The following is a 20,090-nucleotide window of genomic DNA, read 5'->3' on the forward strand; positions in this document are numbered from 1 at the left end:
GACATGCACAAGCAGATCTTCGTCAACCTGCCCGTCAAGGACCTGGCGCGCAGCAAGGCCTTCTTCGAGGCGCTGGGCTACACCTTCAACCCGCAGTTCACCAACGACATCGGCGCCTGCCTGGAGCTGGGCCCCAACCTCTACGCGATGCTGCTGACCGAAGACTTCGCCCGCGGCTTCACGTCCAAGCCGCTGGTGGATGCCACCGCCGCCACCGAGGTGCTGGTGTGCCTGAGCTGCGAGAGCCGTGAGGAGGTGGACAGCCTCGTCACCAAGGCCCGCGCCGCCGGCGCCGCCGTGCCGCGCGAGCCGCAGATCCATGGCGACTTCATGTACGGCCACGGCTTTGAGGACCTGGATGGTCACATCTGGGAACTCGCCTACATGACCGGCACGCCACCCCAGGAGTAGACCGCGATGAAGATCCAGCAAAAGATCACTCCCTTCATCTGGTACGAGAAGGGCGCCGAAGACGCCGTTGCGCACTACCTGAAGGTGTTCGGCAGCGGCCAGGTCACGCACACGCAGCGCTGGGGCGAGAACTCGCCCGGCGCGGCCGGCTCGGTCATGGTGGTGCAGTTCGAGCTGCTGGGCCAGCTGATGACGGCCTTCAACGGCGGCCCGCACTTCAAGCTGACCGAGGCGTTCTCGCTGATGGTGGCCTGCGAAGACCAGGCGGAGATCGACCACCTGTGGACCGAACTCCCCGACGGCGGTGGCAAGCCCAAGGCCTGCGGCTGGGTGGAGGACGCCTGGGGCCTGTCGTGGCAGATCATTCCCGCGGCCTGGTTCGACATGATCCGCGACCCCGATGCGGCCCGCGTGCAGCGCGTGTTCCAGGCCATCTGGCAGATGGAAAAGATTGACCTCCCGGCCTTGAAGAAGGCCTACGAAGGCGCCTGAGCACCGTGAGCCATGCGGACATTGCCGCCGGCGTCTGGCGCATCGAGCGCAGCCGCCTCGTGGGCGCGGCGGCCAAGCTGCTGCGGGACCTGGACGAAGCCGAGGACTGCGCGCAGGACGCCCTCATCGCCGCGATGGACACCTGGCCGCGCGACGGCCAGCCCGCCAACCCGGCCGCGTGGCTGATGGCCGCCACCCGCAACAAGGCGCTGGACCGGCTGCGCCGCCGCGCGATGCTGGAGCGCGAGCACGAGCACCTGGCCGCCGACGACGAGGCCTACGGCACCCACGTCGTGCCCGACTTCACCGAGCAGCTGGACGCCGCGCGCGATCAGGCCGAGATCGGCGACGAGCAGCTGCGGCTCATCTTCATCGCCTGCCATCCGGTGCTGCCGCGCGAGGCGCAGGTGGCGCTGACGCTGCGGCTGCTGGGCGGGCTGGAGACGGCCGAGATCGCCCGCGCCTTCCTGCAGCCCGAGGCCACCGTGGCCCAGCGCATCGTGCGCGCGAAGAAGGCGCTCAATGGCCAGGCCTACGAGCTGCCCGACGCGGCCGAGCGCGAGCAGCGCCTGGGCGCCGTGCTGGCCGTGGTCTACCTGATCTTCAACGAGGGCCACAGCGCCGGCAGCGGCGCCACGCTGCTGCGCCCGGCGCTGTGCGACGAGGCGCTGCGCCTGGCCCGCCAGCTGCAGCACCTGCTGCCGCAGGACGCCGAGGTGCACGGCCTGGCTGCGCTGCTGGAGATCCAGGCTTCGCGGCTGCCCGCGCGGCTGGACGCCGAAGGCCGCCCCGTGCTGCTGCCCGACCAGGACCGCCGCCGGTGGGACCGCCTGCTCATCCAGCGTGGCCTGGCCGCGCTGGCGCAAGCCCTGGCCCTGGGCGCGCCGGGGCCGTACACGCTGCAGGCGTCGATCGCCGCCTGCCACGCCCGCGCGGCGCGCGCCGAGGACACCGACTGGGGCTCAATCGTCGCCGGCTACGACCGGCTGCTGGCCCTGAACCCCTCGCCCGTCGTCGCGCTGAACCGCGCGCTGGCCGTCAGCTTCGCCGACGGCCCGGCGGCCGCGCTGCCGCTGCTGGATGCATTGGCGGCCGAGCCGCAGCTCAAGCGCTACCCCTACCTGGCCGGCGCCCAGGCCGACGTGCTGGAGCGCCTGGGCCGCGTGGGCGAGGCCCGCGAGGCCTACCTGCGCGCGGCGGAACTGCAGGACAACGAGGTGCAGCGCGCGCTGTTGCTGGAGCGTGCGACGCGCCTGGCCAACTGAACCGGAGGAATCGGAAATGCTCACCGAAGAAGACGCCATTCGAGCCGTGCACACCACGTTCATCGACGCCGTCAACGCCGGCCGGCTGCAGCCGCTGCTGGGCATGATGACCGACGACGTGGTGTTCTTCAGCCCGGGCCAGGCCCCGTTCGGGCGCGAGGGTTTTCCGGCCGGCTTCGAGGCCGGGCACCGGGACTTCCAGCTGCGCTGCATCAGCGACCTGGAGGAGGTCGTCGTGGCCGGCGACGTGGCCTACACCCGCGCCCGCGACACGCTGACGCTGACCCCCCGCGCCGGTGGCGCCCCCACGCAGCTGGCCGGCCACCGCATGACCGTCTACCGCCGCCAGCCCGACGGCGCGTGGCGCTTGGCGCGGGATGTGCACACGCTGATGCCGGTGCCGGCCTGATACTCGTCAACCGCGCCATTGCGGGATGTGGGGTTCGCGAGCTGCCCCCAACCAGCAAGCTGGACAAGCCAGAACTGACCTGCTGCTCGATGGGCAGGCCGATGAAAGGCCTGACGCCGGCGCGTCGGGCCTTGCTTTGTCATGAGGGCTGGCGTGCGTCGCGCAGCTGCGCGGCGATGCCGAACCACAGCGCTGCCCAGCCGGCGCCGAAGGCCCAGCCGGCCAGCACGTCGCTGGCCCAGTGCACGCCCAGCATCACGCGGGTGACGCCGATCAGCCCGGCCATGAACACGGCCGCCGCCATCAGGAAGGTGCGCTCGCGCAGGCGCCCGTGCCGCTGTGCGACCAGCACGCCCACGGTCAGGTAGAACACCGCGGACATGCTGGCGTGGCCGCTGGGGAAGCTCAGGCCCTCCTGCATCAGCGCGGCGAACTCGGGATCGGGCCGCGCGCGGCCGAAGGCGGACTTCAGCGCTGTGACGGCCAGCGCCCCGGTGATCATCGCCACGCTGACCGCCGCCGCCCGCGCCGGCCGGCCTACGCAGCACAGATAGCCCGCTGCGAGCACCGTGAACAGCGTCAGCACCGGCGTGCTGCCCAGCGCGCTGAACTCGCGCATCACCATTTCTACGAGCGGGTGTGTCGCGCGCCATTGCTGCGCCAGCTGCAGCGCTGCCTCGTCCCAGTGCTCGGTGGCGGCGTCGCGCATCTGGCCGGCCAGTGCGATGAAGACGCTCAGCGCCAGCAGCACAACGGCCAGGGTCAGGCGGCGTTGCAGCCGGGTGGGAGAGGCCGTGTGCGCTGTCATGGCGCGGTCATCCACGCGGCAGCAGGGCCTTGGCGGCCTCGACGCGCAGCGCCAGCGGCACGGACTCGTCGTTCAGCACGCGCTGCAGGAACTGCCGCGGGTCCACATCGCCGGCAGGGGCGAGCGCCGTCGTGGTGGCCGTAGGGGCTGGCGGAACGCTGGCAGGCTTCAGTGCCTGCAGCGCGGCCTCGAAGGCCGCGGGTGGGATGGGCTGCAGCCGGGCCAGCAGGTCGGCCTGGCCGTCGGCACCGGGCGGGATGTCCAGCCACGGCGTGTCGACGAACACCGGCGCGAGGTCGGGCGCGACAAAGGCCGACCAGTTGCCCGATGCCGCGTCCTGCGCCGGCACGGGCGGCGGCTGGTCGCTTGCCAGCAGGTGCAGCCGCGCGGGCGCAATACCCGGCAGGTAGCGCGCCGCCAGCCGGGCCAGGAAGTCGGCGGCGCGCGCGGTGCTCACCGGCTGCTGCAGGGACAGCCACAGCTGCATGGCGTCCGTGCCCGATACGGCGATGCCGGGCGCGGGCAAGCCGAGGTCGGCCTGCACGCCGCGCCAGACGCTGCCCAGCGCCTCCCAGTCCGCCGGTCGGCCCAGCGCCAGCAGCAGGGAGTGGGCGTGGCCGGCTGGGGCCGGCGGGTACAGGCGGTGGAGTTCGGACAGCAGGCGGTTCATGGCGCGCGTGAATCTACACCGCGCGCCGCCGCCGGGGTGGCGTCAGGGCAGCCGGAACACGCCCACGGCCGCCGCCAGCTGTTCGGCATGCTGGCGCATGGCCGTGGAGGCCGCTGCCGTCTGCTCCACCAAGGCGGCGTTCTGCTGCGTCATCTGGTCCAGCTCCTGGATGGACGAGCCGACCTGCGAGATGCCCTGCGACTGCTCCCGCGCGCCGTTGGCGATCGCGCCCAGCAGATCGCCCACCTGGCGGGTGCTGTCGACGATGGCGCGGATGGTGGTGCCGGCCTCGGCGACGATCTTCTGGCCGCCATCGACGCGTTCGCCACTCTCCAGGATGAGCTGCTTGATCTCGCGCGCGGCCTCGGCGCTGCGCTGGGCCAGCGCCCGCACCTCGCTGGCGACCACCGCAAATCCCCGGCCCTGCTCGCCGGCCCGGGCGGCCTCGACGGCGGCATTCAGCGCAAGGATGTTGGTCTGGAAGGCGATGCTGTCGATGACGCCGATGATCTCGCCGATGCGGCGGCTGGAGGCCTCGATGCCGGACATGGTGTCCACCACCTGGCCGATCACCTCGCCGCCGCGCTGGGCCAGCTGCACGTTGCTGTGGGCCGCCTGCGTGGCCTGGCCGGCGCCGTCGCTGGTGCTGGCCACCGTGGCGCTGATCTGCTCCATGGCCGAGGCCGTCTCCTCCAGGTTGGCGGCCGCCTGCTCGGTGCGCTGCGACAGGTCCATGCTGCCGGCGGCCACCTCCTGCGACGACAGGATGATGGCGTCGGCCGCCTCGCGGACGTCGCGCACCGTGCCGCGCAGCGAGGTCTGCATCTCGGCCAGCGACTGCAGCAGGTCCGATGTCTCGTCGCGGCCCTTGGGCACCAGCGTGTCGGTCAGGTCGCCGGTGGCCATCGCGTGCATGCGCTTGCTGAGCGTGCGCATGCCGGAGCGCATGGACAGGTAGAAGCAGTAGAAGAAGTACAGGCCGCCCAGCGTCATCACGGCAACGATGCCCAGGCCGGCCACCATCCGGCTGAACAGCCGCGCCTCACGCGCGGCCAGCAGGCCGTCCAGGTCGGCGGCCACGGCGCGCTGCAGCCCGCCCAGCGACTCGATGGCGGCGCTGCTCTGGCGCACGATGTCCGCGGGCGCGGGCAGCTCGGCGGCCTGCTGCATCACCAGCGGCTCCATCTTCGCGACCAAGGCCTTGGCCGGGTCGAGCTGTGCCAGGTACTTCTGCGCTGGCAGCGCGGGGTTGAACTCGGCGGCGCGCTGCAGGTCGCCCTCCAACTGGGCCAGCAGCTTCTTGTCCACCGCCAGGCTGGCGGCCGCCTGCGCGGTGCGTTTGGCGTTCTGCGGCTCGGCCGCCAGACTGGCCAGCGCCGCGCGCGTGAGGCCGGCCGTCTCCATCAGATCGGGCAGGGCGACGGTGCCGGCGGCCATCAGGTAGTAGGAGTCGCCATCGGGGTCGAGCGCCAGGCCGCTTTCATCCACCAGGTGCTGCACCAGCTCGCCGAGCTGGCCGCTGATCTCGACATAGGGCTTGCGCACCTCGGCGGCGGGCAGGCCGGCGGGCTGTGCCTCGGCGGCCTTGAGCGCCGCGGTCAGCGCGTCCCAGTGTTCCTTGCCCGGGTTGGGCAACTGGCCAAGCAGCGGCTTGCCGTCCCGGGTCAGCGCCGCGGTCGCGTCCTTGAAGCGGCGGCGCAGGTCGGCCAGGTCGGGCCGGTCCACGCCGTTGGCCTGGTCCACCAGCGCACGGCGCAGCAGCTGCGTCGCGTCCATGGCCGGCATCACCAGCTGCACGCCGCGCAGGCCCAGGCGCTCCATCTGCGCGGTGGCGATCGCGGCCTGCCGGTCCGACACCAGCATGGCCGACGTGACGAGGATGGGCACCAGCAGGAAGGCCAGGATCACCGCGGCCTTGGCCGGGAAGCGCATGTTGCGGAACCAGGCGACGCCGGGACGGGCCCAGCCGGGGGTGCTGGTGGCCTGGCCGGCGCGGGAGCGGGAGTACGTGTCGGACATGGTGATGGACGAACGCTGTGGGCGGGGGGCAGCACCGGCCGGGCCGACGCCTTGGCGGCGTCGGCCCGGCCCGCACCGGGGAAAAGCGGGCTGTCGCCCGCGGGCGTTGACTGTCCGGTGAAGAAAGGTTGCTGGCAAGGCCGCTGGTGCGTGCCGTGGCCGGGTCGTGCGTTTGTACGCACCCGGTTGCTTTTCGATTGCAGCCGCCGCGCCACGGCGGGCGCCGGTCCCGCGGCCGGGGGGTCAGGGGCGGCGGTCGACGCGCAGCACCGGGTAGAGGTTGAGGCGCTCGTCCCAGCTGGGGGTGCGGCGGTAGAAGAAGTCCAGCCGCGCCTTCGCGTCGGCGGCGAACGCCGGGTCGTCGCGCAGCTTGGCCGCGAACTCGTCGCGTAGCGCCGGGCTGGCGGCCAGCTGCTCGCGGGCGACCTGCTCGGCCACGTAGGCCTCCATGTATTCCTTGGGCTCGAAGGCCGCAGCGAAGCGGCCCCAGGCGGCCAGCGAGTCGGGCGCTTCGGGCTCCAGCAGGTGCATGGCCAGCGCCGCCAGCGGCTGCGCGATGGGCACGAACAGGCTGCCGGCCGGCACGTCGCGCGCCTCGGCGGTCCAGCGGCCGGTGAGCGTCATGCGCTGGTGGCCCTCGGTGGTCGTGGCGTCGCGCGTGACGCGCCCGGCGCGCCACGCCTCGGCCGGCAGCGCGTTGCGGCCCTGCGCCAGCCGCTCGAAGCGCACGCCGTGCTGGGCCAGTTTGTCGGCCACCCAGCCGGCGTGCTCGGCCGGCACCAGGTAGCCGGCGCCGGGAGCGGGGCGCAGCAGGTCGGGCACGAGCCGGTCGCGCAGCGGCACGCGCCAGACCTCGGGCCGGGTCTCGTCGTAGCGCGTCATCAGTGCGCCGGAGATGTCGCTGGGCGTGCGCGTGTAGGCGTAGCCGCGGAAGTCGATCTCGCGCACCTCGTCGGTGGCGCGCCAGGTCAGCGCCAGCTCGGCCAGCGGGTGGGCGTCAGCGGCCTGGGCGACCTGCAGCCAGGCGCGGCCGTGGGTGGCCACCTCGGCCAGCACGGCGTCCACGGTCTGGCGCGTGACGCGCACGCGGTGCGGGTAGGGGCGCCAGCTGTGCGTCTCCACCAGCATGCCGAAGCGGTTGCGCAGCGGGTAGTAGCCCAGCGAGAAGCGCGGCGAGGACACGCTGTCCTTGAAGCCGCTGGCCGGGTTGTCTTCCTCGACGAAGGACGGGTAGAACGGCAGCGGCAGCGCGCCCTGGGCGGCCAGCGCGGCGATGACGCCGTCGCGCCACGCGCGGCCGGCCGCGCGCAGCGGCGCGTCGCCGGCGTGCAACGGCTCCACCATGACGGCGATGTCGTGCTCGAACTGCGCGCCGTCGGTGGTGTGCAGGTCCACCAGCACCAGCGGGTCCCACGCGCGCAGCAGGCCCAGCATGGCCTGCATCTCGGGCGCGTCGGCCTTCAGGTAGTCACGGTTCAGGTTGAGGTTCTGCGCCGTCACGCGCCAGCCCATCTGCTCGGGGCCGCGCTGGTTGGGCCGGCTCCACGGGCCGAAGCGCTCGTGGCCGTCGACGTTGAAGACGGGCACGAAGACCAGCACCTGTTTCTGCAGCGCACCGGGCTTCGCGAGCTGCTCGCGCAGCGCGAGGAAGCCGGCGTCCTTCCCCTCGATCTCGCCGGCGTGGATGCCGCCCTGGATCAGCGTGACCGGCAGCCCCGCGCGCCGTGCCGCCTCGGGCGTCAGCATGCCAGTCTGGCTGGCCACCAGCGCCCACATCGGCCGACCCTGCGGCGTCGTGCCGAAGCGGGTGCAGCGCACGTGGCGCGGATGGGCGCGGGCAAAGTCACGGCACAGCTGCGTGACCTCGTCGTAGCGGCCGGTCTGCGTGAAGCCGCTGCGTTCGGCATGCGTCGTCAACGGCGCGGCAGGGCTGGCGGCCGCGGTGGCCAGCGCCAGCGTGGCGAGCAGGCGCCGCATCAACGGGGCTCGCTGGTGTTCTCGCGCAGCATGCGCTGCATCAGTGTGAAGAAGCGGTCGTAGAACTCGCCGGCGGGGATGGTCTCGGAGGCGACCTTGATCAGCGAGTCCTGCGTGGACGACAGCGGCACCGAGATGGAGCCCAGCGCACTGACGCCCAGGCTGGCGGCCTGCGGGTTGCGCTTGAGCGCGTAGCGGTCCTGCTGCGCGCTGACGTAGGCGGTGGCGATCTGCTGCCTGGGGCCGTCGCCCACGCAGACGACGTTGAAGGCGATCTCCACATGCACCTCGCCCTCGGGCTGGAAGTGCTTGGCGCCGCGCACCAGGCCGCTGTCGGCCTTGCTGATGACATAGCCCTGGCTCAGCAGCGCGCGGCGGGCGGCCTCGCAGGTGGCGTCCACGTTGGCGTCGAACAGCCGGGAGAAGGTCTCCTCGGCGGCGAAGCTTTCGCGCTGGTAGACCTTGCCGACCTTCTCGGACGACGACGAAGGCAGGCCGCCGCAGCCGGTCAGCAGGGCGCCGAGCAGCAGGGGCAGGAGCAGGGAGCGAACACGATGCATGGGGGGATTATTCCGTCGTCGACGCGCAGCGGCCGGTGGCAGCGCCAACGCGCCAGGCGCACCGGCCGATGACAGGGGCAACCCCGGCCTCGCATGGCGACGGGGCTCGTTCCAGAATGCCGGCATGACCCTTCGCAGACGCCCCCTTCTCGCGCTGGCCGCCGGCCTGCCCGCGCTGGCCGGCGCCGAGACCGCCGTCGGCGGCCACGGCATGGCCGTGTTCGGCGGGCGCGAGGGGCTGTATGCATCGCACCTGCCGATGTTCCACGCGCCGCACGACAGCCAGATCGTGCTGCGCTTGCACCTGGCCGACGCCGCCGCCGACCGCGCGTTGCGCGAGGACCTCGCCGCCCAGCCGCGGCTGTGGACGCTGGACCCCGAGACCTTCGACCTGCTGCGCCTGAACCCCGCGCATCCCCAGCCGCTGCGCGAGTTCACCGCGCGCTTCTTCCGCGGCCACTTCGAGCGCGGCGGCCAGCCGCAGGCCGGCGAGCGACGGGTCGTCGTGGACGAGGTGCTGCTGTTCCGCCGGCTTGACCCCGCACCGCGCACCGGGTCGGCCGGGCGCTACCGGCTCGTTGGCAAGGGCAGCGAGTGGTTCGCGTTCAAGGTGATCGACCGGCGGCCGGACTTCGACCACATCGTGCGGGTGGAGTCGCCGGGCGAGATGCGCGACGTCACCGTGCCGCTGCAGGGGCTGAGGCGGGACAGGCCCAGCGTCGAGCTGCTGCAGGCTTTCCGCGCGCGGCGGGTGACAGAGCTGTATTTCGAGACGGGCGACCTGCGCTGAGCACCTGCCTTGCGCCTTGAGCGGTTCTTGCCGCGCCCGTCGCGAATCCTGATGAGATCTTGATGCGGCGCGGCCTAGATTGGCCGCTCCTCCACAGATGGCGCACCCGGCGTGCGCCGGGTTCATGAGACCGGTCCTCATCCTCCAGCACGACCACACCCAGCGCCCCGGCCAGCTGCTGGCTCACCTGACCGAGGTGGGCCTGGACACGCGCATCGTGATGCCCGACCACGGCGATGCGGTGCCGCGCGATGCGAAGGACTTCAGCGGCATCGTGCTGCTGGGCAGCAACCGCAGCGTCAACGAGCCGCTGGGCTGGATCGACGACGAGTTGGCGCTGGTGCGCCTCGCGCTGGCTGCCGACGTGCCCCTGCTGGGCCACTGCTTCGGTGGCCAGATGCTCGCCCGCGCGCTGGACGCCCGCGTCGGCCGCAACGGCTTTGCCAACATCGGCTGGAGCCGCCTGCACGTGACCCCGGCCGGGCGGCCGCTGCTGCAGGCCCGCGAGGTGATGGCCTTCAACTGGCACTATGAGACCTTCCAGATCCCGGCGCGGGCGCGCCGGCTGCTGTACGGCCAGCACTGCCTGAACAAGGGGTTCGAGATTGGGCCGCACCTGGCTTTCCAGTGCCACTTCGAGGTCGATGAAGGCATCGTCCGCGACTGGTGTGAACAAGGCGCCGACGAGCTGACACGCGCCCGCGGCCCGGCCGTGCAGGCGCCCGCCGCCATCCTGCAGGACCTGCCGCAGCACGTGGCCGAGCTGCACCGCGTCGCCCGACGCGTGTACAGCCAGTGGACCGCCCGGCTGCCCGGGCCGGCTGCGGGGCGGACGTGGATGATGAACTGGCGCTGAGGTGGGTGGGGAAGGCGTCGGCCGCCCCACCCGGGCCCGGGCTGTTTGCGCGACACCGCCTCAGTCGCCAGACCGCAAGGTTTCAGCCCAGGGGATGGCTGATCGCTACCTTCAAGGGCAGCAGTGCGTCGGCGTCCTGTGTCTGGTCGTGTCCCACCACCTTGGTTCCCAGGGGAATCCGCCGTGCACCCCGCTGCTCGATGGCGTCCTGAACCACACGCACGCTGGCAAGGTCGCCAGCAGGCACCATGAAGGACGAATGCGTGGAGAAGATGATCTGGTGATGCGGAGCCAGCTTCTCTCGGAAGAACCTCAGAAGGTCCAGCTGCGCCTTGCCGTGCAAAGTGAGCCCGGGCTCGTCGAGCAACAGGATGACCGGCGCCGATTCGTTCCGCACCTGGGCAAATCTCACCAGGAAGGAAAAGAACCACACAAAACCTGAACTCCGCTCCGAGAACGGAGTATCTACCCGGTGCAGAGCATTATAAATTCTCGCTCGAGCGATATTGCCTGCCTGCAAGGGCGGGGGATCACCGGCCATGCCGGCAGATACCCTGACCTCGACGCTCAAATCACTGCTTTGCGTCCAATACTCAAGGATCTGATCAGTGATCTTGTTCGAGGCGGCCTGGAGCAGCGCGTTGTGAGTTTCAAAGTTCGTTTGGCGCAGCAGGTCCGCGGGCGAAATTCCTGCGTATCGAAGGAACTCCACAAACAATTTCTTGCCCCGGTGCTCGTCGCGATCCAGGGAGCCTTGATCCTGCAGTTCCTGAAGCTGCTGGAACTGCACCGTCCCTTCCATGCGGTCATACGACGAAACGTACATGAAGCGTGGCAGTTGCTGCGCAACAAACTTGTGCACCTGGACGATCGCGGTGCCTTCGTTCAGCAGATGAGCGCGCAGGTTGATCTGCGATTCACTGGGGTTTGGCAGCGCATTCAGCTCTTCGATCAGCTGAGCCGTGGTGGCGGCCCCGGCCAGGGCCTTCGCTTCCTCGCCAGTGACCCCAAACTTCGCGAACAGGTGCTTGATGATCTTCTTGGTATCGATGGTGGCATCGATCGTCAAGTCTTCACCGTATCGGCGCTGCACGCGCAGCCGCCGGTCGACGGACGCCTTGCCCAGCATCTCTTCGAGCGTGGCGAGCTCGCCGTCGTCGAATTCCCACTCCGTCAAAACGACGGCTGCGGGCTCCTTGGGATGCAATTCGGCATAGGACGCCAGATGGCGCCGCGGATAGTCGCGCTCCTTGTCCAGTTCCAGGAGGGTCGACGGATGCGGATTCAATGCCGCGAGAGCCTGCAGCAACGCGCTTTTGCCGGCCTCATTCTTGCCAATGAGGCAAACAATCTGAGTAATGTCGAACTCGCCGCTATCCTCCACCGACCGAAAATTCTTGATCTGCGCCTTAACTAATTTCACTGCTATCCCGGCATTAATTTCAAAGTCCAATTTTACCGAAGCCGCGACACCGTCTCAGGCCGCCGCCACGGACGGCTACCAACGCGGAACCCGTCCCCTCGCCAAGCCCCTTCGAGCCCCCTGCTTCGAATCGAGAAAGAGGCGTGACACGGCACCGCCGGCAGCTTGAACTGCGCCCCGGGGCGCAATTTCTTGATCCGGGAGGCCGGGCCGCTAGCCTTGCCCGGATGAGATCAACATCACCCACGCTCAGCATCACCGGCATGTGCTTTGCCGGCCTCTATGTCATCGCGAGCGCGACCTGTGCAGGGATGGCGTTCAGCACCAACGACTTCAAAGGGCGCTTCGTGTTGCTGCAGGCGCCGATCGTCTTGCAATCGGCACTGTTGCCTGAGCCGGTATTGCGAATGCTGGAAGGCGTGTCGTGGCCGCTTGCGTACTTGCTGCTCGGCTTGCCCGTCGTGGCGGGTCTATACGTTTTCGGCGCCCTCGTGGGCTCTGCGGCCAGCGAGGCAGAACGCGAGAATGCCGGAACGATGATGGACCCCTCCAAGGCCGGACCCTGACCTCCAGTTCGACACTTTGTTATCAGCTACCTCTAGGCAGCTGATAACAAAGCTTCGAATTCGTCCGTAGGGGAGTAGGTTGCCTGCGGACCCGACAAGCAGAACGCAAAGTTTCGAACTTTCAGGGGACTAGGGAGGCCGTCCGCTCTGAAGCTGATGTCATTGTTTTGAACCGTTAGTGCGTTGCCGGCCACACAGCCGCTGAAGCACGCAATGGCAGCTCAAGGCTGGTTGCGGCTGTTCACCAAGGGCTGCTTTGCTGCTCCCCGTCAGGCAAAGCGTCCAGAGGGCTGCGCACGGCACCGCCGCCCATCCTGAGCACATGGGTATAGATCATGGTCGTCGCCACATCAGCGTGCCCGAGCAACTCCTGCACGGTGCGGATGTCGCTACCCGCTTGAAGCAGATGGGTCGCAAAACAGTGCCGCAGCGTGTGCGGCGTCGCGGGCTTGTCGATGCCGGCGGCCCGAACCGCCCGCTTGAAAGCGCGCTGGAAAGTCTCGTCGTAGAGATGGTGTCGACGCACGACGCCGCTGCGCGGATCGGTGGAATGATGGTCTTGAGGAAAGACCCAGAACCATCCCCAGCTCTCACCGGCCCGCGGGTATTTGCGCTCCAGCGCATAGGGCATTTCCACCCCGGCGCAGCCCGACTCCACATCAGCCGCCCAAACCTGGCGAACCCGCCCCAACTGATCTCGCAGCGGCAAGACCAAAGACTGCGGCAGCATCACCACCCGATCCTTGCCCCCTTTACCTTGGCGCACATAGATCGCACGTTGCGCAAAGTCGAGGTCCTTGACCCGCAGGCACAAGGCCTCGGTGATGCGCAAGCCCGTGCCGTACAGCAGCCGAGCCAGCAATTGATGCTCGCCCTGCAATCTGGCGAGCACCGACAACACTTCATCGACACTCAGTACCACGGGCAGGCGGCGTTTGGGTACCGGCCGGCCGATCTCCTGCATCCATGGCAACTGCAGGCCCAACACCTTGCCGTAGAGAAACAAGAGCGCCGACAAGGCTTGGCGATGGCTGGACGGCGACAGCCCACGGTCGGACGCCAGATAGGTCAGGAAGGCTTCGACTTCGGGGCCGCCCATCTCCGCAGGATGGCGCAAGCCATGGAACCGGATGAACGCCCGAGACCAGTACAAGTACGCCTGCTCCGTCCGCCGGCTGTAGTGCAACATCCGGACGCGCTCACGCAACTGATCGAGCAGCTTCACTGCTCGCAAGGGCGGCAAATTGGCCGGGAGAGCCGGGCGCAAAGCTGCGCGAGGCATGGCGGGGCGAACGACGGCGGGCAGCATGGCAGCCTCCGCTTGCCGGCGCCGCGAACCGGTCAAGCAACTTTGTAACGGGCGCGGCTTTTGACGGGAAATTTAGTACTGTATGAATGAACAGTCAACTAGACTGAAAGTCCAGCATCGACAAGCACTTGGATCGCATGCAGTGCGCCCCGTTACTGCGCGGGTTGCGGTGATAGACCGCGTCGCCCTGCGGTCTACAACACGTTAAACAGCACCAGCAGTGCTATGGCTGAGACCCTCTATTTCTATACAAAGACCATGCCTTTCTGGGGGCTCTCCAATTTCGCGCCCCCTGGATTCGAGAGCGACGGAGTCTTCTGGCCGACTGTGGAGCATTTTTTCCAGGCTCAGAAGTTCGAGTCTCTTGAGATTCGCGATCGCATCCGGCGAGCACTAACCCCTAAGGAGGCCCGCGCTCTGGGCCAGAGTCGGAGCTTCCCAATTCGACCAGACTGGGACGACGCGCGTGAGTCTGTGATGCTGTATGCGCTGCGCCTTAAGTTCAAGGCTCCAGCCGCAAGGGACTTGCTCATTTCAACCAATGATCGTCCGCTTGTAGAGAACTCGCCGTACGACTACTACTGGGCCGCAGGCCAAGATGGGACCGGCCAGAACCGGCTCGGTCATTTGCTCATGCAGGTTCGAGCGGAGTTGATGCAACATGCTGTTTAACCCTTTGCTCCAGCGGACGGCTTCGCCGCCCGCTGAGCGCGAACGTTGGGCGTCATGACAACAGCTGGCTTTGTTGCCTTCGCTCTGCTTCTATCAGTTCTCTTTCTCGTCAAGAGTGGGCTTAGTGGTACGGGCATCGGCATACTGTTCGCCGCCCTCGCACTCGCGGCAATCCCGTGGTACTTCGGTACTCGCGACCGATCTGCTGAACCCTCCCAGGCGGAACGAGTGTTCGCTACAGCGTGGGTCTGGTTTCGCCGCATCCTCGGAGTTTCAGTGGGCGCGATTCTCATTCTCGGCGGCGTCTATTCCGCGCTTTCCGACGCCGGCTCCCGCGAGCTTTCGAGTCAATGGATTGGCAGTGGCCTTTTAATCCTCCTGGGCATCTTCCTCATCTACTTCGGGATCGTTGGGCAAGGCGCCAATCGATACGACTGGCGTGACGATGTGGCACTGCACAAGGAGAACAAACGTCGATATCGCTGGTGGCTTTAGCGAATGACGCCCAACCCTTCACTGCAGCGGACCTGCGCCAGCTGCGCTGGCTGGTCCGTTGATTTCAAACGTTAGCCAGCAGCATGGACAACCTGCCTATGTCGGACGATCCAATCGAAATTACCCTTCGCGGCATTCGTCCAGATCGGCTGTTGCACTACGAGAACTACCAAGTCGTCTCTGCCGTTCAAGCCCTGTGGGGGGCCATTCGTCCCAACATGGTCGCTATATCGCTGAAATGCGTTGGGCCCGAAGTCCATCTGCACTTCTACTTGGAGGCCGACTCTTCGGTTGACCGGGAGGAAATTGAAGATGTGGCGACAGACCTTGAGGCGTTACAGCTTGCCAACGTGCCAATTCACACGCACGTCAACGTCGTTGGCGAGCGGATGGTTTGGGCGCAGATTGAAGGGCGTTGTGTCTATCGGCGCTACGAGAATGCGGCAGTTGGCTAACCTGGCATTGCAGCGGACCTGCGCCAGCTACGCTGGCTGGCCCGCTGAATTTCAACGTTATCCATCATGAATTTGATTCGCCCTGTCGCAGTCATCGGCAAAACCGCCGTGGTCGCAGTGAGTGGGCTGGCTGCCTTGGGGGCGGCTCTGTTGAGCGGTATGTACGCCGCGGTGATGTGCGGCGGCCCAGCCGGTGGAGGAACGGCGGTCGCTGTCTTCGCAGCCATCGGACTGGCGGTCGCGGTTACTTTGGTCGTCGCGCTGGTTAAGTTGTCATGGCGGCTGCGGGCAGTTGTCGGCATGGCCTTGCTCGCGGGTGTCGTTTTGCTTCTTCCTCGACCGACATGCGCGACGGAAACAGGTTCACATATCGAGTGCTGAAAATGATGGATAACCTGCCATTGGAGCGGACCGCCTGCGGCGTCCGCTCACCTTCACGTTAAACAGCACCAGCAGTGCTATGGCTGAGACCCTCTATTTCTATACAAAGACCATGCCTTTCTGGGGGCTCTCCAATTTCGCGCCCCCTGGATTCGAGAGCGACGGAGTCTTCTGGCCGACTGTGGAGCATTTTTTCCAGGCTCAGAAGTTCGAGTCTCTTGAGATTCGCGATCGCATCCGGCGAGCACTAACCCCTAAGGAGGCCCGCGCTCTGGGCCAGAGTCGGAGCTTCCCAATTCGACCAGACTGGGACGACGCGCGTGAGTCTGTGATGCTGTATGCGCTGCGCCTTAAGTTCAAGGCTCCAGCCGCAAGGGACTTGCTCATTTCAACCAATGATCGTCCGCTTGTAGAGAACTCGCCGTACGACTACTACTGGGCCGCAGGCCAAGATGGGACCGGCCAGAACCGGCTCGGTCATTTGCTCATGCAGGTTCGAGCGGAGTTGATGCAACATGCTGTTTAACCCTTTGCTCCAGCGGACGGCTTCGCCGCCCGCTGAGCGCGAACGTTAGAGAGCACCGAATGTCTTGCGAGAAGTGCGATGAGCTGTGCGTGCGCTACAAAGTTCGCTTGCCGAATGAGTTGCGTAAAGCAATGTCTATCGCCATGGACAACATCAGTGACGGCACGCTGGTCGACATTACAGAGCCGGGAACGCATTCAGCTAGCTTCACCGAAATGGCAGCAAACCAATCCTGGGATGACATCGTCGCGTGGAAATTTAGGTGCCAACAATGTGGAGAGGAGTTCTCTCTTCACGCTGAAACCTATCACGGCAGTGGTGGGTATTGGGAGCCCGCGCGCAAAGGTGCGGTGCGGAAAAATCTCTAACTGGTCATTGCAGCCGACCTGCGCCAGCTTCGCTGGCTGGTCGGCTGAACTCCAACGTTATCCAGCATGACGACCACCCGCCTGATGCCAGTCGATGTCTGCAACCGGTTTGGAGTTGCGCCGAACGTGCCTGCCGGCGGCGACAAGGTCGGCATCGCGCTTGAGTCGCTCCATTTGCGGCCGCTGAATGCGTTACGACATGCACCTGGCGACGGAACTTGCGGCTGGTACATCTGGGCTGGGGAGTTCTCCAGCGACCCTGAGTTCTTCTCTCCTCTTCACGTTGCGCACCTGCATGCGCACGTGCCTGAGTTCATGCCCTACCTAGCGCTTCCGCGAGGGTGGCGTGTGCAGTTGGCGCCCGGGCATGAGGATGTTTGGTTCGACGAGGGAATCAGTGATGTGCGTGGATAACCCATTGCTCCAGCGGACGGCTTCGCCGCCCGCTGAGCGCAGACGTTGAACGTCAAGCGCATGGTCATGATGTCCTATCAGATCGGACTAGCTGGGATTGCTTTCCTTAAGGATGGCGTCACCCAGAACTGCGACATCTTTGCAATCGTCGAAGCCGAGAGCCTAGACGCCGCAATCAAGCTTGTGATCGCTGAGGCGAAGAAGCTCTATCCCTGCCTGATGCAGGAAGAGTCCGAGGACTGGCCGCGGCCTGCAATTCACGGGGAAGAGTGCTACGACTTAGAAGTCGTTTCAAGCACGCGGGCAAACATCCGAACGCTCGATATTGGTTGGTATCCGGTTGACGTCCAACTGGTCACTCCAGCGGACGGCTTCGCCGCCCGCTGACCTCGCACGTTGAGCAGCAGGCATGAAGCTACTCTTGAAAGTCGAGGACACCTTCGACATCCCGGCTTTCGGTGGGCTCGTCGTGGTGCCTGGCCCGCTCGCGCGGGACTACGGCGGCCCATCAAAACTCCAAGTCCAACTGCGAACGCCCAACGGTTCTGCTGTGCAAGCAATGCTTACGGTGCAGTGGATCTCGCAAACCCCGCCGCCCAAGGAACTGCGGTGGGGTTGTGTCTTCCATGGGCTTTCAAAAGCGGATGTTCCCGTGGGCACTGAGGTTTGGTACCAGCCTGATGCCCAACCTCTCGCTGCAGCGGACGGCTTCGCCGCCCGCTGACCTTTGACGTTGTGCATCACTTGCTGCGCCATGCATCCCGACCTGACAGGATTCGAGTTCGACTGGTTTGCTGTTGATACAGACGGCAATCTCGCGCTTTTCGCCACCGCTGGAGAAGGGTTCGTTCCTGAATCTGCCGCCGAGCACCACGTGGATCACTCAGCACTTTCGGACTCGCTGCCTGCCCCACGGGTTGGAACGCCCCAGGTGTGGCAAGACTACGCAGATGCCGGCCTCTATGTGTTCGATTGGGTGCTCCCAGGAGGGCCTTACGAAAGGCGCGAATCACCAGCCGCCAGACCCAATGCAAAGCTTCAAGCGGAAGTTCTGGCGTTGCCGGAACTGCCTCGATTCGGTGCAAGCTTCCGCGATGCACGCAAGGTGGAGTCCTGGCTGTGACGCACAACTTTTCGCTGCAGCGGACGGCTTCGCCGTCCGCTGATCTCAAACTACAAGGGCTTCCCCGTTCGTCAAGCCAAACGAATCCCTGATGGCCCGCTCTGCGGGCCATTTCTTCATCTGCATTTCCTTCAAGACCTGTCACCGTCGCGTCGGCGGGCGCTGGCAAAGACAACAAGGTGCGGACTGGCCAAACTACAAACGGTCATTCGTGTGGCGCTCGATGCCACGGACCCTGATGAAGGACGCACGCGGGGGACCCATTCGTTAGCCGGCAAGCTTGCGCCGCCCTTGAGCTCATCGGTCACGCCCCGCGCAGGTCCAAACCTGTTGTCATCAACGCTTGCCGTCACACGGCGGTGGTTCTGTGTTCCTGTCGCTTCGAGGAATGGTGAATCGAGTTCGGGTCAGGCGGGCAGCACAAACGCGTCACCGCGCTTGAGCACCGCCCAGGCCATGCGCGCGTTCTTGGCCGCGATGGCCACCACGGCTCGCCAATAGCCTCGCCGTTCGGCCAGTGCGGTGGCCCAGCGGCTGATGGCGTCGGTCTTGCTCTTGGCCGCAGCGAGCAGTGCCTTGGCGCCCAGCACCAGCAGGTTGCGCAGGTAGGCGTCGCCGGCCTTGGTGATGCGGCCGAGCCGGGTCTTGCCGCCCGAGCTGTACTGCCCCGGCGCCAGGCCCAGCCAGGCGGCGAACTGGCGGCCACAGTCGAAGTCGTGCCCGTTGCCGATCATGGCCAGCAGGCAGGTGGCGGTGGTGGGGCCGACGCCGCCGAGTTGCATCAGCTGTCGGGCTCGCTCGTCGTCCTTGGCCATGGCCTGGATGTGCGCGTCGTACTGCGCGATGCGCTCGTCCAAGTGGGTGACCTCGCTGAGCAGGTCGCCGATCACGGTGTTGGCGTAGCCCGGCAGGTCTTCCAGGCACTCGCAGGCCCTGCGGCGCACGGTGGCGGCCTTGAGCGGCAGCACGATGCCGAACTCGCTGAGCAGGCCGCGGATGCGGTTGAGCGTGGCGGTGCGCTGCTCGACAAACCCCTGGCGGGCGCGGTGCACCATCAGCCGCGACTGCTGCTCCAGGGTCTTGAGTGGCACGAAGCGCATGTGTGGGCGCTGGATGGCCTCGCAGATGGAGGCGGCATCGGCCGCATCGTTCTTGCCGCGCTTGCCCGTCATGCGGTAGGGCGTGACGAACTTTGGGGCAATCAGCCGCACGGTGTGGCCCGAGGCCTGGAACAGCCGCGCCCAGTGGTGAGCGCCGGAGCAGGCTTCCATGCCGATGATGCACGGCGGCAGGCTGGCGATGAGCTCGTGGAGTTTGTCGCGGGGCACGGCCGGGCGGATCAGCTCGGCCTTGCCGGCCTCGTTGACGCCGTGAACCGCAAAAACGTTCTTGGCGAGGTCGATACCCACGGTCAGAATCGTCATGGACTTCCCCTTCCGAATGAGTTGATGAGAAACCGCACTTCCCATCGTGGCACCTGGTTGCCGTTTGCCGCAACGCGGCTGGTTCGGGACGGGGAAGTCCCTTTCATTCGTTAAGGAGCGAGGTTGAACCTCCGCGAATTCCTGTTGAGTAAGGTCCCCCAGTGGCGAAAAATCACCGTGGACCCTAAGACGTTCAATTCACTGAAAGTATCTACGCCGGTGACCCCTGCGCAATACCTCGAGTTCGCGGAAAAGGATTTGCGGCTTGGTGGCACGCGAGGGCTCGTGAACTCCCTCACAAACTCGAAGCGCGCCATAGACTGTCAAGTCTTCAATCTACTTTCGTCGCTCGGGCTGCCGGAACCTTACAGCTTTCCCGCTCGACTCGAAAAGGTCCAGTCCTTGGGACTGGTCGCGCCAAGAGTCATCAAAAAGATCGTCCAGCTGAGAAACGTGCTCGAGCACGAGTACTACAAGCCAACGGCTACTGAAGTTGAGGACGCACTGGACATCACGGCGCTCTTTGTCGCAACTATGAAGCCGTTCTTTGCTGGCGGCTCCTACATGGAGTCATGTTGGGTCGCCGATGAACGTTCTGCCTGAATCGCCCCGGCTTCCGCGGAGGCCCGTTGGTTTAAGTCAGACGGTCGCGGCCTGACCAGCGCGTTGTCGATGGT

Annotated in this window: 26 protein-coding genes; 18 read left to right on the forward strand and 8 right to left on the reverse strand. The window is 66.6% G+C overall.

Features of this window, described 5'->3' with window-relative positions; genetic code table 11:
* Positions 1 to 3 precede the first annotated feature (3 nt).
* From AC1Q7O_RS12230 to AC1Q7O_RS12245, 4 genes are read left to right on the forward strand one after another with little or no spacing between them, the layout of a single operon-like run.
* Positions 4 to 411: a VOC family protein gene (locus AC1Q7O_RS12230; protein WP_492659881.1), complete on the forward strand. Its 408-nt coding sequence runs from the start codon at positions 4 to 6 to the stop codon at positions 409 to 411.
* A gap of 6 nt (positions 412 to 417) precedes the next feature.
* Positions 418 to 903 (forward strand): VOC family protein, encoded by a 486-nt coding sequence (locus tag AC1Q7O_RS12235; RefSeq protein ID WP_492659880.1) that lies wholly within the window; start codon positions 418 to 420, stop codon positions 901 to 903.
* Complete coding sequence (locus AC1Q7O_RS12240; RefSeq protein ID WP_492660035.1) at positions 900 to 2,168, forward strand: RNA polymerase sigma factor; 1,269 nt, start codon at positions 900 to 902, stop codon at positions 2,166 to 2,168. The genes AC1Q7O_RS12235 and AC1Q7O_RS12240 overlap by 4 nt, the downstream gene beginning before the upstream one ends.
* A gap of 16 nt (positions 2,169 to 2,184) precedes the next feature.
* A complete protein-coding gene (locus AC1Q7O_RS12245) occupies positions 2,185 to 2,577 on the forward strand; it encodes a YybH family protein (RefSeq protein ID WP_492659879.1) in 393 nt (130 codons plus the stop codon).
* 139 nt (positions 2,578 to 2,716) lie between these two features.
* Here AC1Q7O_RS12245 and AC1Q7O_RS12250 read toward each other — a convergent pair whose 3' ends face one another.
* The 5 genes from AC1Q7O_RS12250 to AC1Q7O_RS12270 all read right to left on the reverse strand — a co-directional run bounded on the left by AC1Q7O_RS12250 (position 2,717) and on the right by AC1Q7O_RS12270 (position 8,611).
* Entirely contained in the window at positions 2,717 to 3,385 is a 669-nt protein-coding gene (locus AC1Q7O_RS12250; RefSeq protein WP_492659878.1) for a phosphatase PAP2 family protein, read from the reverse strand.
* A 7-nt stretch (positions 3,386 to 3,392) separates the two neighbouring features.
* Entirely contained in the window at positions 3,393 to 4,055 is a 663-nt protein-coding gene (locus AC1Q7O_RS12255) for a hypothetical protein (protein WP_492659877.1), read from the reverse strand.
* 42 nt (positions 4,056 to 4,097) lie between these two features.
* Positions 4,098 to 6,074: a methyl-accepting chemotaxis protein gene (locus tag AC1Q7O_RS12260; RefSeq protein ID WP_492659876.1), complete on the reverse strand. Its 1,977-nt coding sequence runs from the start codon at positions 6,072 to 6,074 to the stop codon at positions 4,098 to 4,100.
* A gap of 243 nt (positions 6,075 to 6,317) precedes the next feature.
* A complete protein-coding gene (locus AC1Q7O_RS12265; RefSeq protein ID WP_492659875.1) occupies positions 6,318 to 8,051 on the reverse strand; it encodes a M14 family metallopeptidase in 1,734 nt (577 codons plus the stop codon).
* Positions 8,051 to 8,611 (reverse strand): DUF2242 domain-containing protein, encoded by a 561-nt coding sequence (locus AC1Q7O_RS12270; protein WP_492659874.1) that lies wholly within the window; start codon positions 8,609 to 8,611, stop codon positions 8,051 to 8,053. Before AC1Q7O_RS12270 ends, AC1Q7O_RS12265 begins: the two co-directional genes overlap by 1 nt.
* Before the next feature lie 124 nt (positions 8,612 to 8,735).
* On the opposite strand from AC1Q7O_RS12270, the gene AC1Q7O_RS12275 reads away from it, so the two are divergent.
* Both AC1Q7O_RS12275 and AC1Q7O_RS12280 read left to right on the forward strand, forming a co-directional pair.
* Positions 8,736 to 9,401 carry a hypothetical protein gene (locus AC1Q7O_RS12275; RefSeq protein ID WP_492659873.1) on the forward strand — a complete coding sequence of 222 codons (666 nt, stop codon included), beginning with the start codon at positions 8,736 to 8,738 and terminating at the stop codon, positions 9,399 to 9,401.
* A 124-nt stretch (positions 9,402 to 9,525) separates the two neighbouring features.
* Positions 9,526 to 10,257: a type 1 glutamine amidotransferase gene (locus AC1Q7O_RS12280; protein ID WP_492659872.1), complete on the forward strand. Its 732-nt coding sequence runs from the start codon at positions 9,526 to 9,528 to the stop codon at positions 10,255 to 10,257.
* A gap of 82 nt (positions 10,258 to 10,339) precedes the next feature.
* Here the strand turns inward: AC1Q7O_RS12280 and AC1Q7O_RS12285 are convergent, their stop codons facing one another.
* Positions 10,340 to 11,710 carry an AAA family ATPase gene (locus AC1Q7O_RS12285; RefSeq protein ID WP_492659871.1) on the reverse strand — a complete coding sequence of 457 codons (1,371 nt, stop codon included), beginning with the start codon at positions 11,708 to 11,710 and terminating at the stop codon, positions 10,340 to 10,342.
* A 113-nt stretch (positions 11,711 to 11,823) separates the two neighbouring features.
* On the opposite strand from AC1Q7O_RS12285, the gene AC1Q7O_RS12290 reads away from it, so the two are divergent.
* Positions 11,824 to 12,246: a hypothetical protein gene (locus tag AC1Q7O_RS12290; protein WP_492659870.1), complete on the forward strand. Its 423-nt coding sequence runs from the start codon at positions 11,824 to 11,826 to the stop codon at positions 12,244 to 12,246.
* Positions 12,247 to 12,487: 241 nt separating this feature from the next.
* Here the strand turns inward: AC1Q7O_RS12290 and AC1Q7O_RS12295 are convergent, their stop codons facing one another.
* On the reverse strand, positions 12,488 to 13,528 hold the full coding sequence (locus AC1Q7O_RS12295; protein WP_492660034.1) for an integron integrase: 1,041 nt from the start codon (positions 13,526 to 13,528) through the stop codon (positions 12,488 to 12,490).
* Between the two features lie 252 nt (positions 13,529 to 13,780).
* Between AC1Q7O_RS12295 and ybiA (AC1Q7O_RS12300) the strand changes: the two genes are divergently transcribed.
* The 10 genes from ybiA (AC1Q7O_RS12300) to AC1Q7O_RS12345 all read left to right on the forward strand — a co-directional run bounded on the left by ybiA (AC1Q7O_RS12300) (position 13,781) and on the right by AC1Q7O_RS12345 (position 17,989).
* Complete coding sequence (ybiA, locus tag AC1Q7O_RS12300; protein WP_492659866.1) at positions 13,781 to 14,227, forward strand: riboflavin biosynthesis intermediates N-glycosidase; 447 nt, start codon at positions 13,781 to 13,783, stop codon at positions 14,225 to 14,227.
* Positions 14,228 to 14,281: 54 nt separating this feature from the next.
* Positions 14,282 to 14,722, forward strand: coding sequence for a hypothetical protein (locus AC1Q7O_RS12305; protein WP_492659869.1), 441 nt, complete (start codon positions 14,282 to 14,284; stop codon positions 14,720 to 14,722).
* 83 nt (positions 14,723 to 14,805) lie between these two features.
* The gene (locus tag AC1Q7O_RS12310; RefSeq protein ID WP_492659868.1) at positions 14,806 to 15,177 is read left to right on the forward strand and encodes a MafI2 family immunity protein; all 372 of its coding nucleotides are present in this window, start codon (positions 14,806 to 14,808) and stop codon (positions 15,175 to 15,177) included.
* Between the two features lie 66 nt (positions 15,178 to 15,243).
* On the forward strand, positions 15,244 to 15,558 hold the full coding sequence (locus AC1Q7O_RS12315) for a hypothetical protein (protein ID WP_492659867.1): 315 nt from the start codon (positions 15,244 to 15,246) through the stop codon (positions 15,556 to 15,558).
* A gap of 79 nt (positions 15,559 to 15,637) precedes the next feature.
* Positions 15,638 to 16,084 (forward strand): riboflavin biosynthesis intermediates N-glycosidase, encoded by a 447-nt coding sequence (gene ybiA / locus AC1Q7O_RS12320; protein WP_492659866.1) that lies wholly within the window; start codon positions 15,638 to 15,640, stop codon positions 16,082 to 16,084.
* Between the two features lie 59 nt (positions 16,085 to 16,143).
* On the forward strand, positions 16,144 to 16,452 hold the full coding sequence (locus AC1Q7O_RS12325) for a hypothetical protein (protein ID WP_492659865.1): 309 nt from the start codon (positions 16,144 to 16,146) through the stop codon (positions 16,450 to 16,452).
* A 66-nt stretch (positions 16,453 to 16,518) separates the two neighbouring features.
* The gene (locus AC1Q7O_RS12330; protein ID WP_492659864.1) at positions 16,519 to 16,866 is read left to right on the forward strand and encodes an immunity protein Imm33 domain-containing protein; all 348 of its coding nucleotides are present in this window, start codon (positions 16,519 to 16,521) and stop codon (positions 16,864 to 16,866) included.
* Between the two features lie 45 nt (positions 16,867 to 16,911).
* On the forward strand, positions 16,912 to 17,253 hold the full coding sequence (locus AC1Q7O_RS12335) for a hypothetical protein (protein ID WP_492659863.1): 342 nt from the start codon (positions 16,912 to 16,914) through the stop codon (positions 17,251 to 17,253).
* A gap of 22 nt (positions 17,254 to 17,275) precedes the next feature.
* Entirely contained in the window at positions 17,276 to 17,590 is a 315-nt protein-coding gene (locus AC1Q7O_RS12340; protein WP_492659862.1) for a hypothetical protein, read from the forward strand.
* A 30-nt stretch (positions 17,591 to 17,620) separates the two neighbouring features.
* Entirely contained in the window at positions 17,621 to 17,989 is a 369-nt protein-coding gene (locus tag AC1Q7O_RS12345) for a hypothetical protein (RefSeq protein ID WP_492659861.1), read from the forward strand.
* Between the two features lie 407 nt (positions 17,990 to 18,396).
* Here AC1Q7O_RS12345 and AC1Q7O_RS12350 read toward each other — a convergent pair whose 3' ends face one another.
* Positions 18,397 to 19,413, reverse strand: a complete 1,017-nt coding sequence (locus AC1Q7O_RS12350; RefSeq protein WP_492659860.1) for an IS110 family RNA-guided transposase — start codon at positions 19,411 to 19,413, stop codon at positions 18,397 to 18,399.
* 123 nt (positions 19,414 to 19,536) lie between these two features.
* On the opposite strand from AC1Q7O_RS12350, the gene AC1Q7O_RS12355 reads away from it, so the two are divergent.
* A complete protein-coding gene (locus AC1Q7O_RS12355) occupies positions 19,537 to 20,016 on the forward strand; it encodes a DUF4145 domain-containing protein (RefSeq protein WP_492659859.1) in 480 nt (159 codons plus the stop codon).
* The last annotated feature ends 74 nt before the right edge of the window (positions 20,017 to 20,090 follow it).

It is taken from the genome of Roseateles sp. GW823-FHT07B05, assembly GCF_058794515.1.

Bases quoted from the DNA above. Each gene is read 5' to 3' on its own strand.
- AC1Q7O_RS12305 (WP_492659869.1), top strand. From the start codon at position 14,282: ATGACAACAGCTGGCTTTGTTGCCTTCGCTCTGCTTCTATCAGTTCTC.
- AC1Q7O_RS12265 (WP_492659875.1), bottom strand. From the start codon at position 8,051: ATGCGGCGCCTGCTCGCCACGCTGGCGCTGGCCACCGCGGCCGCCAGC.
- AC1Q7O_RS12250 (WP_492659878.1), bottom strand. From the start codon at position 3,385: ATGACAGCGCACACGGCCTCTCCCACCCGGCTGCAACGCCGCCTGACC.
- AC1Q7O_RS12245 (WP_492659879.1), top strand. From the start codon at position 2,185: ATGCTCACCGAAGAAGACGCCATTCGAGCCGTGCACACCACGTTCATC.
- AC1Q7O_RS12275 (WP_492659873.1), top strand. From the start codon at position 8,736: ATGACCCTTCGCAGACGCCCCCTTCTCGCGCTGGCCGCCGGCCTGCCC.
- AC1Q7O_RS12340 (WP_492659862.1), top strand. From the start codon at position 17,276: ATGAAGCTACTCTTGAAAGTCGAGGACACCTTCGACATCCCGGCTTTC.
- AC1Q7O_RS12310 (WP_492659868.1), top strand. From the start codon at position 14,806: ATGGACAACCTGCCTATGTCGGACGATCCAATCGAAATTACCCTTCGC.
- AC1Q7O_RS12230 (WP_492659881.1), top strand. From the start codon at position 4: ATGCACAAGCAGATCTTCGTCAACCTGCCCGTCAAGGACCTGGCGCGC.
- ybiA (WP_492659866.1), top strand. From the start codon at position 15,638: ATGGCTGAGACCCTCTATTTCTATACAAAGACCATGCCTTTCTGGGGG.
- AC1Q7O_RS12350 (WP_492659860.1), bottom strand. From the start codon at position 19,413: ATGACGATTCTGACCGTGGGTATCGACCTCGCCAAGAACGTTTTTGCG.
- AC1Q7O_RS12330 (WP_492659864.1), top strand. From the start codon at position 16,519: ATGACGACCACCCGCCTGATGCCAGTCGATGTCTGCAACCGGTTTGGA.
- AC1Q7O_RS12295 (WP_492660034.1), bottom strand. From the start codon at position 13,528: ATGCCTCGCGCAGCTTTGCGCCCGGCTCTCCCGGCCAATTTGCCGCCC.
- AC1Q7O_RS12255 (WP_492659877.1), bottom strand. From the start codon at position 4,055: ATGAACCGCCTGCTGTCCGAACTCCACCGCCTGTACCCGCCGGCCCCA.
- AC1Q7O_RS12260 (WP_492659876.1), bottom strand. From the start codon at position 6,074: ATGTCCGACACGTACTCCCGCTCCCGCGCCGGCCAGGCCACCAGCACC.
- AC1Q7O_RS12345 (WP_492659861.1), top strand. From the start codon at position 17,621: ATGCATCCCGACCTGACAGGATTCGAGTTCGACTGGTTTGCTGTTGAT.
- AC1Q7O_RS12280 (WP_492659872.1), top strand. From the start codon at position 9,526: ATGAGACCGGTCCTCATCCTCCAGCACGACCACACCCAGCGCCCCGGC.
- AC1Q7O_RS12235 (WP_492659880.1), top strand. From the start codon at position 418: ATGAAGATCCAGCAAAAGATCACTCCCTTCATCTGGTACGAGAAGGGC.
- ybiA (WP_492659866.1), top strand. From the start codon at position 13,781: ATGGCTGAGACCCTCTATTTCTATACAAAGACCATGCCTTTCTGGGGG.
- AC1Q7O_RS12325 (WP_492659865.1), top strand. From the start codon at position 16,144: ATGTCTTGCGAGAAGTGCGATGAGCTGTGCGTGCGCTACAAAGTTCGC.
- AC1Q7O_RS12315 (WP_492659867.1), top strand. From the start codon at position 15,244: ATGAATTTGATTCGCCCTGTCGCAGTCATCGGCAAAACCGCCGTGGTC.
- AC1Q7O_RS12270 (WP_492659874.1), bottom strand. From the start codon at position 8,611: ATGCATCGTGTTCGCTCCCTGCTCCTGCCCCTGCTGCTCGGCGCCCTG.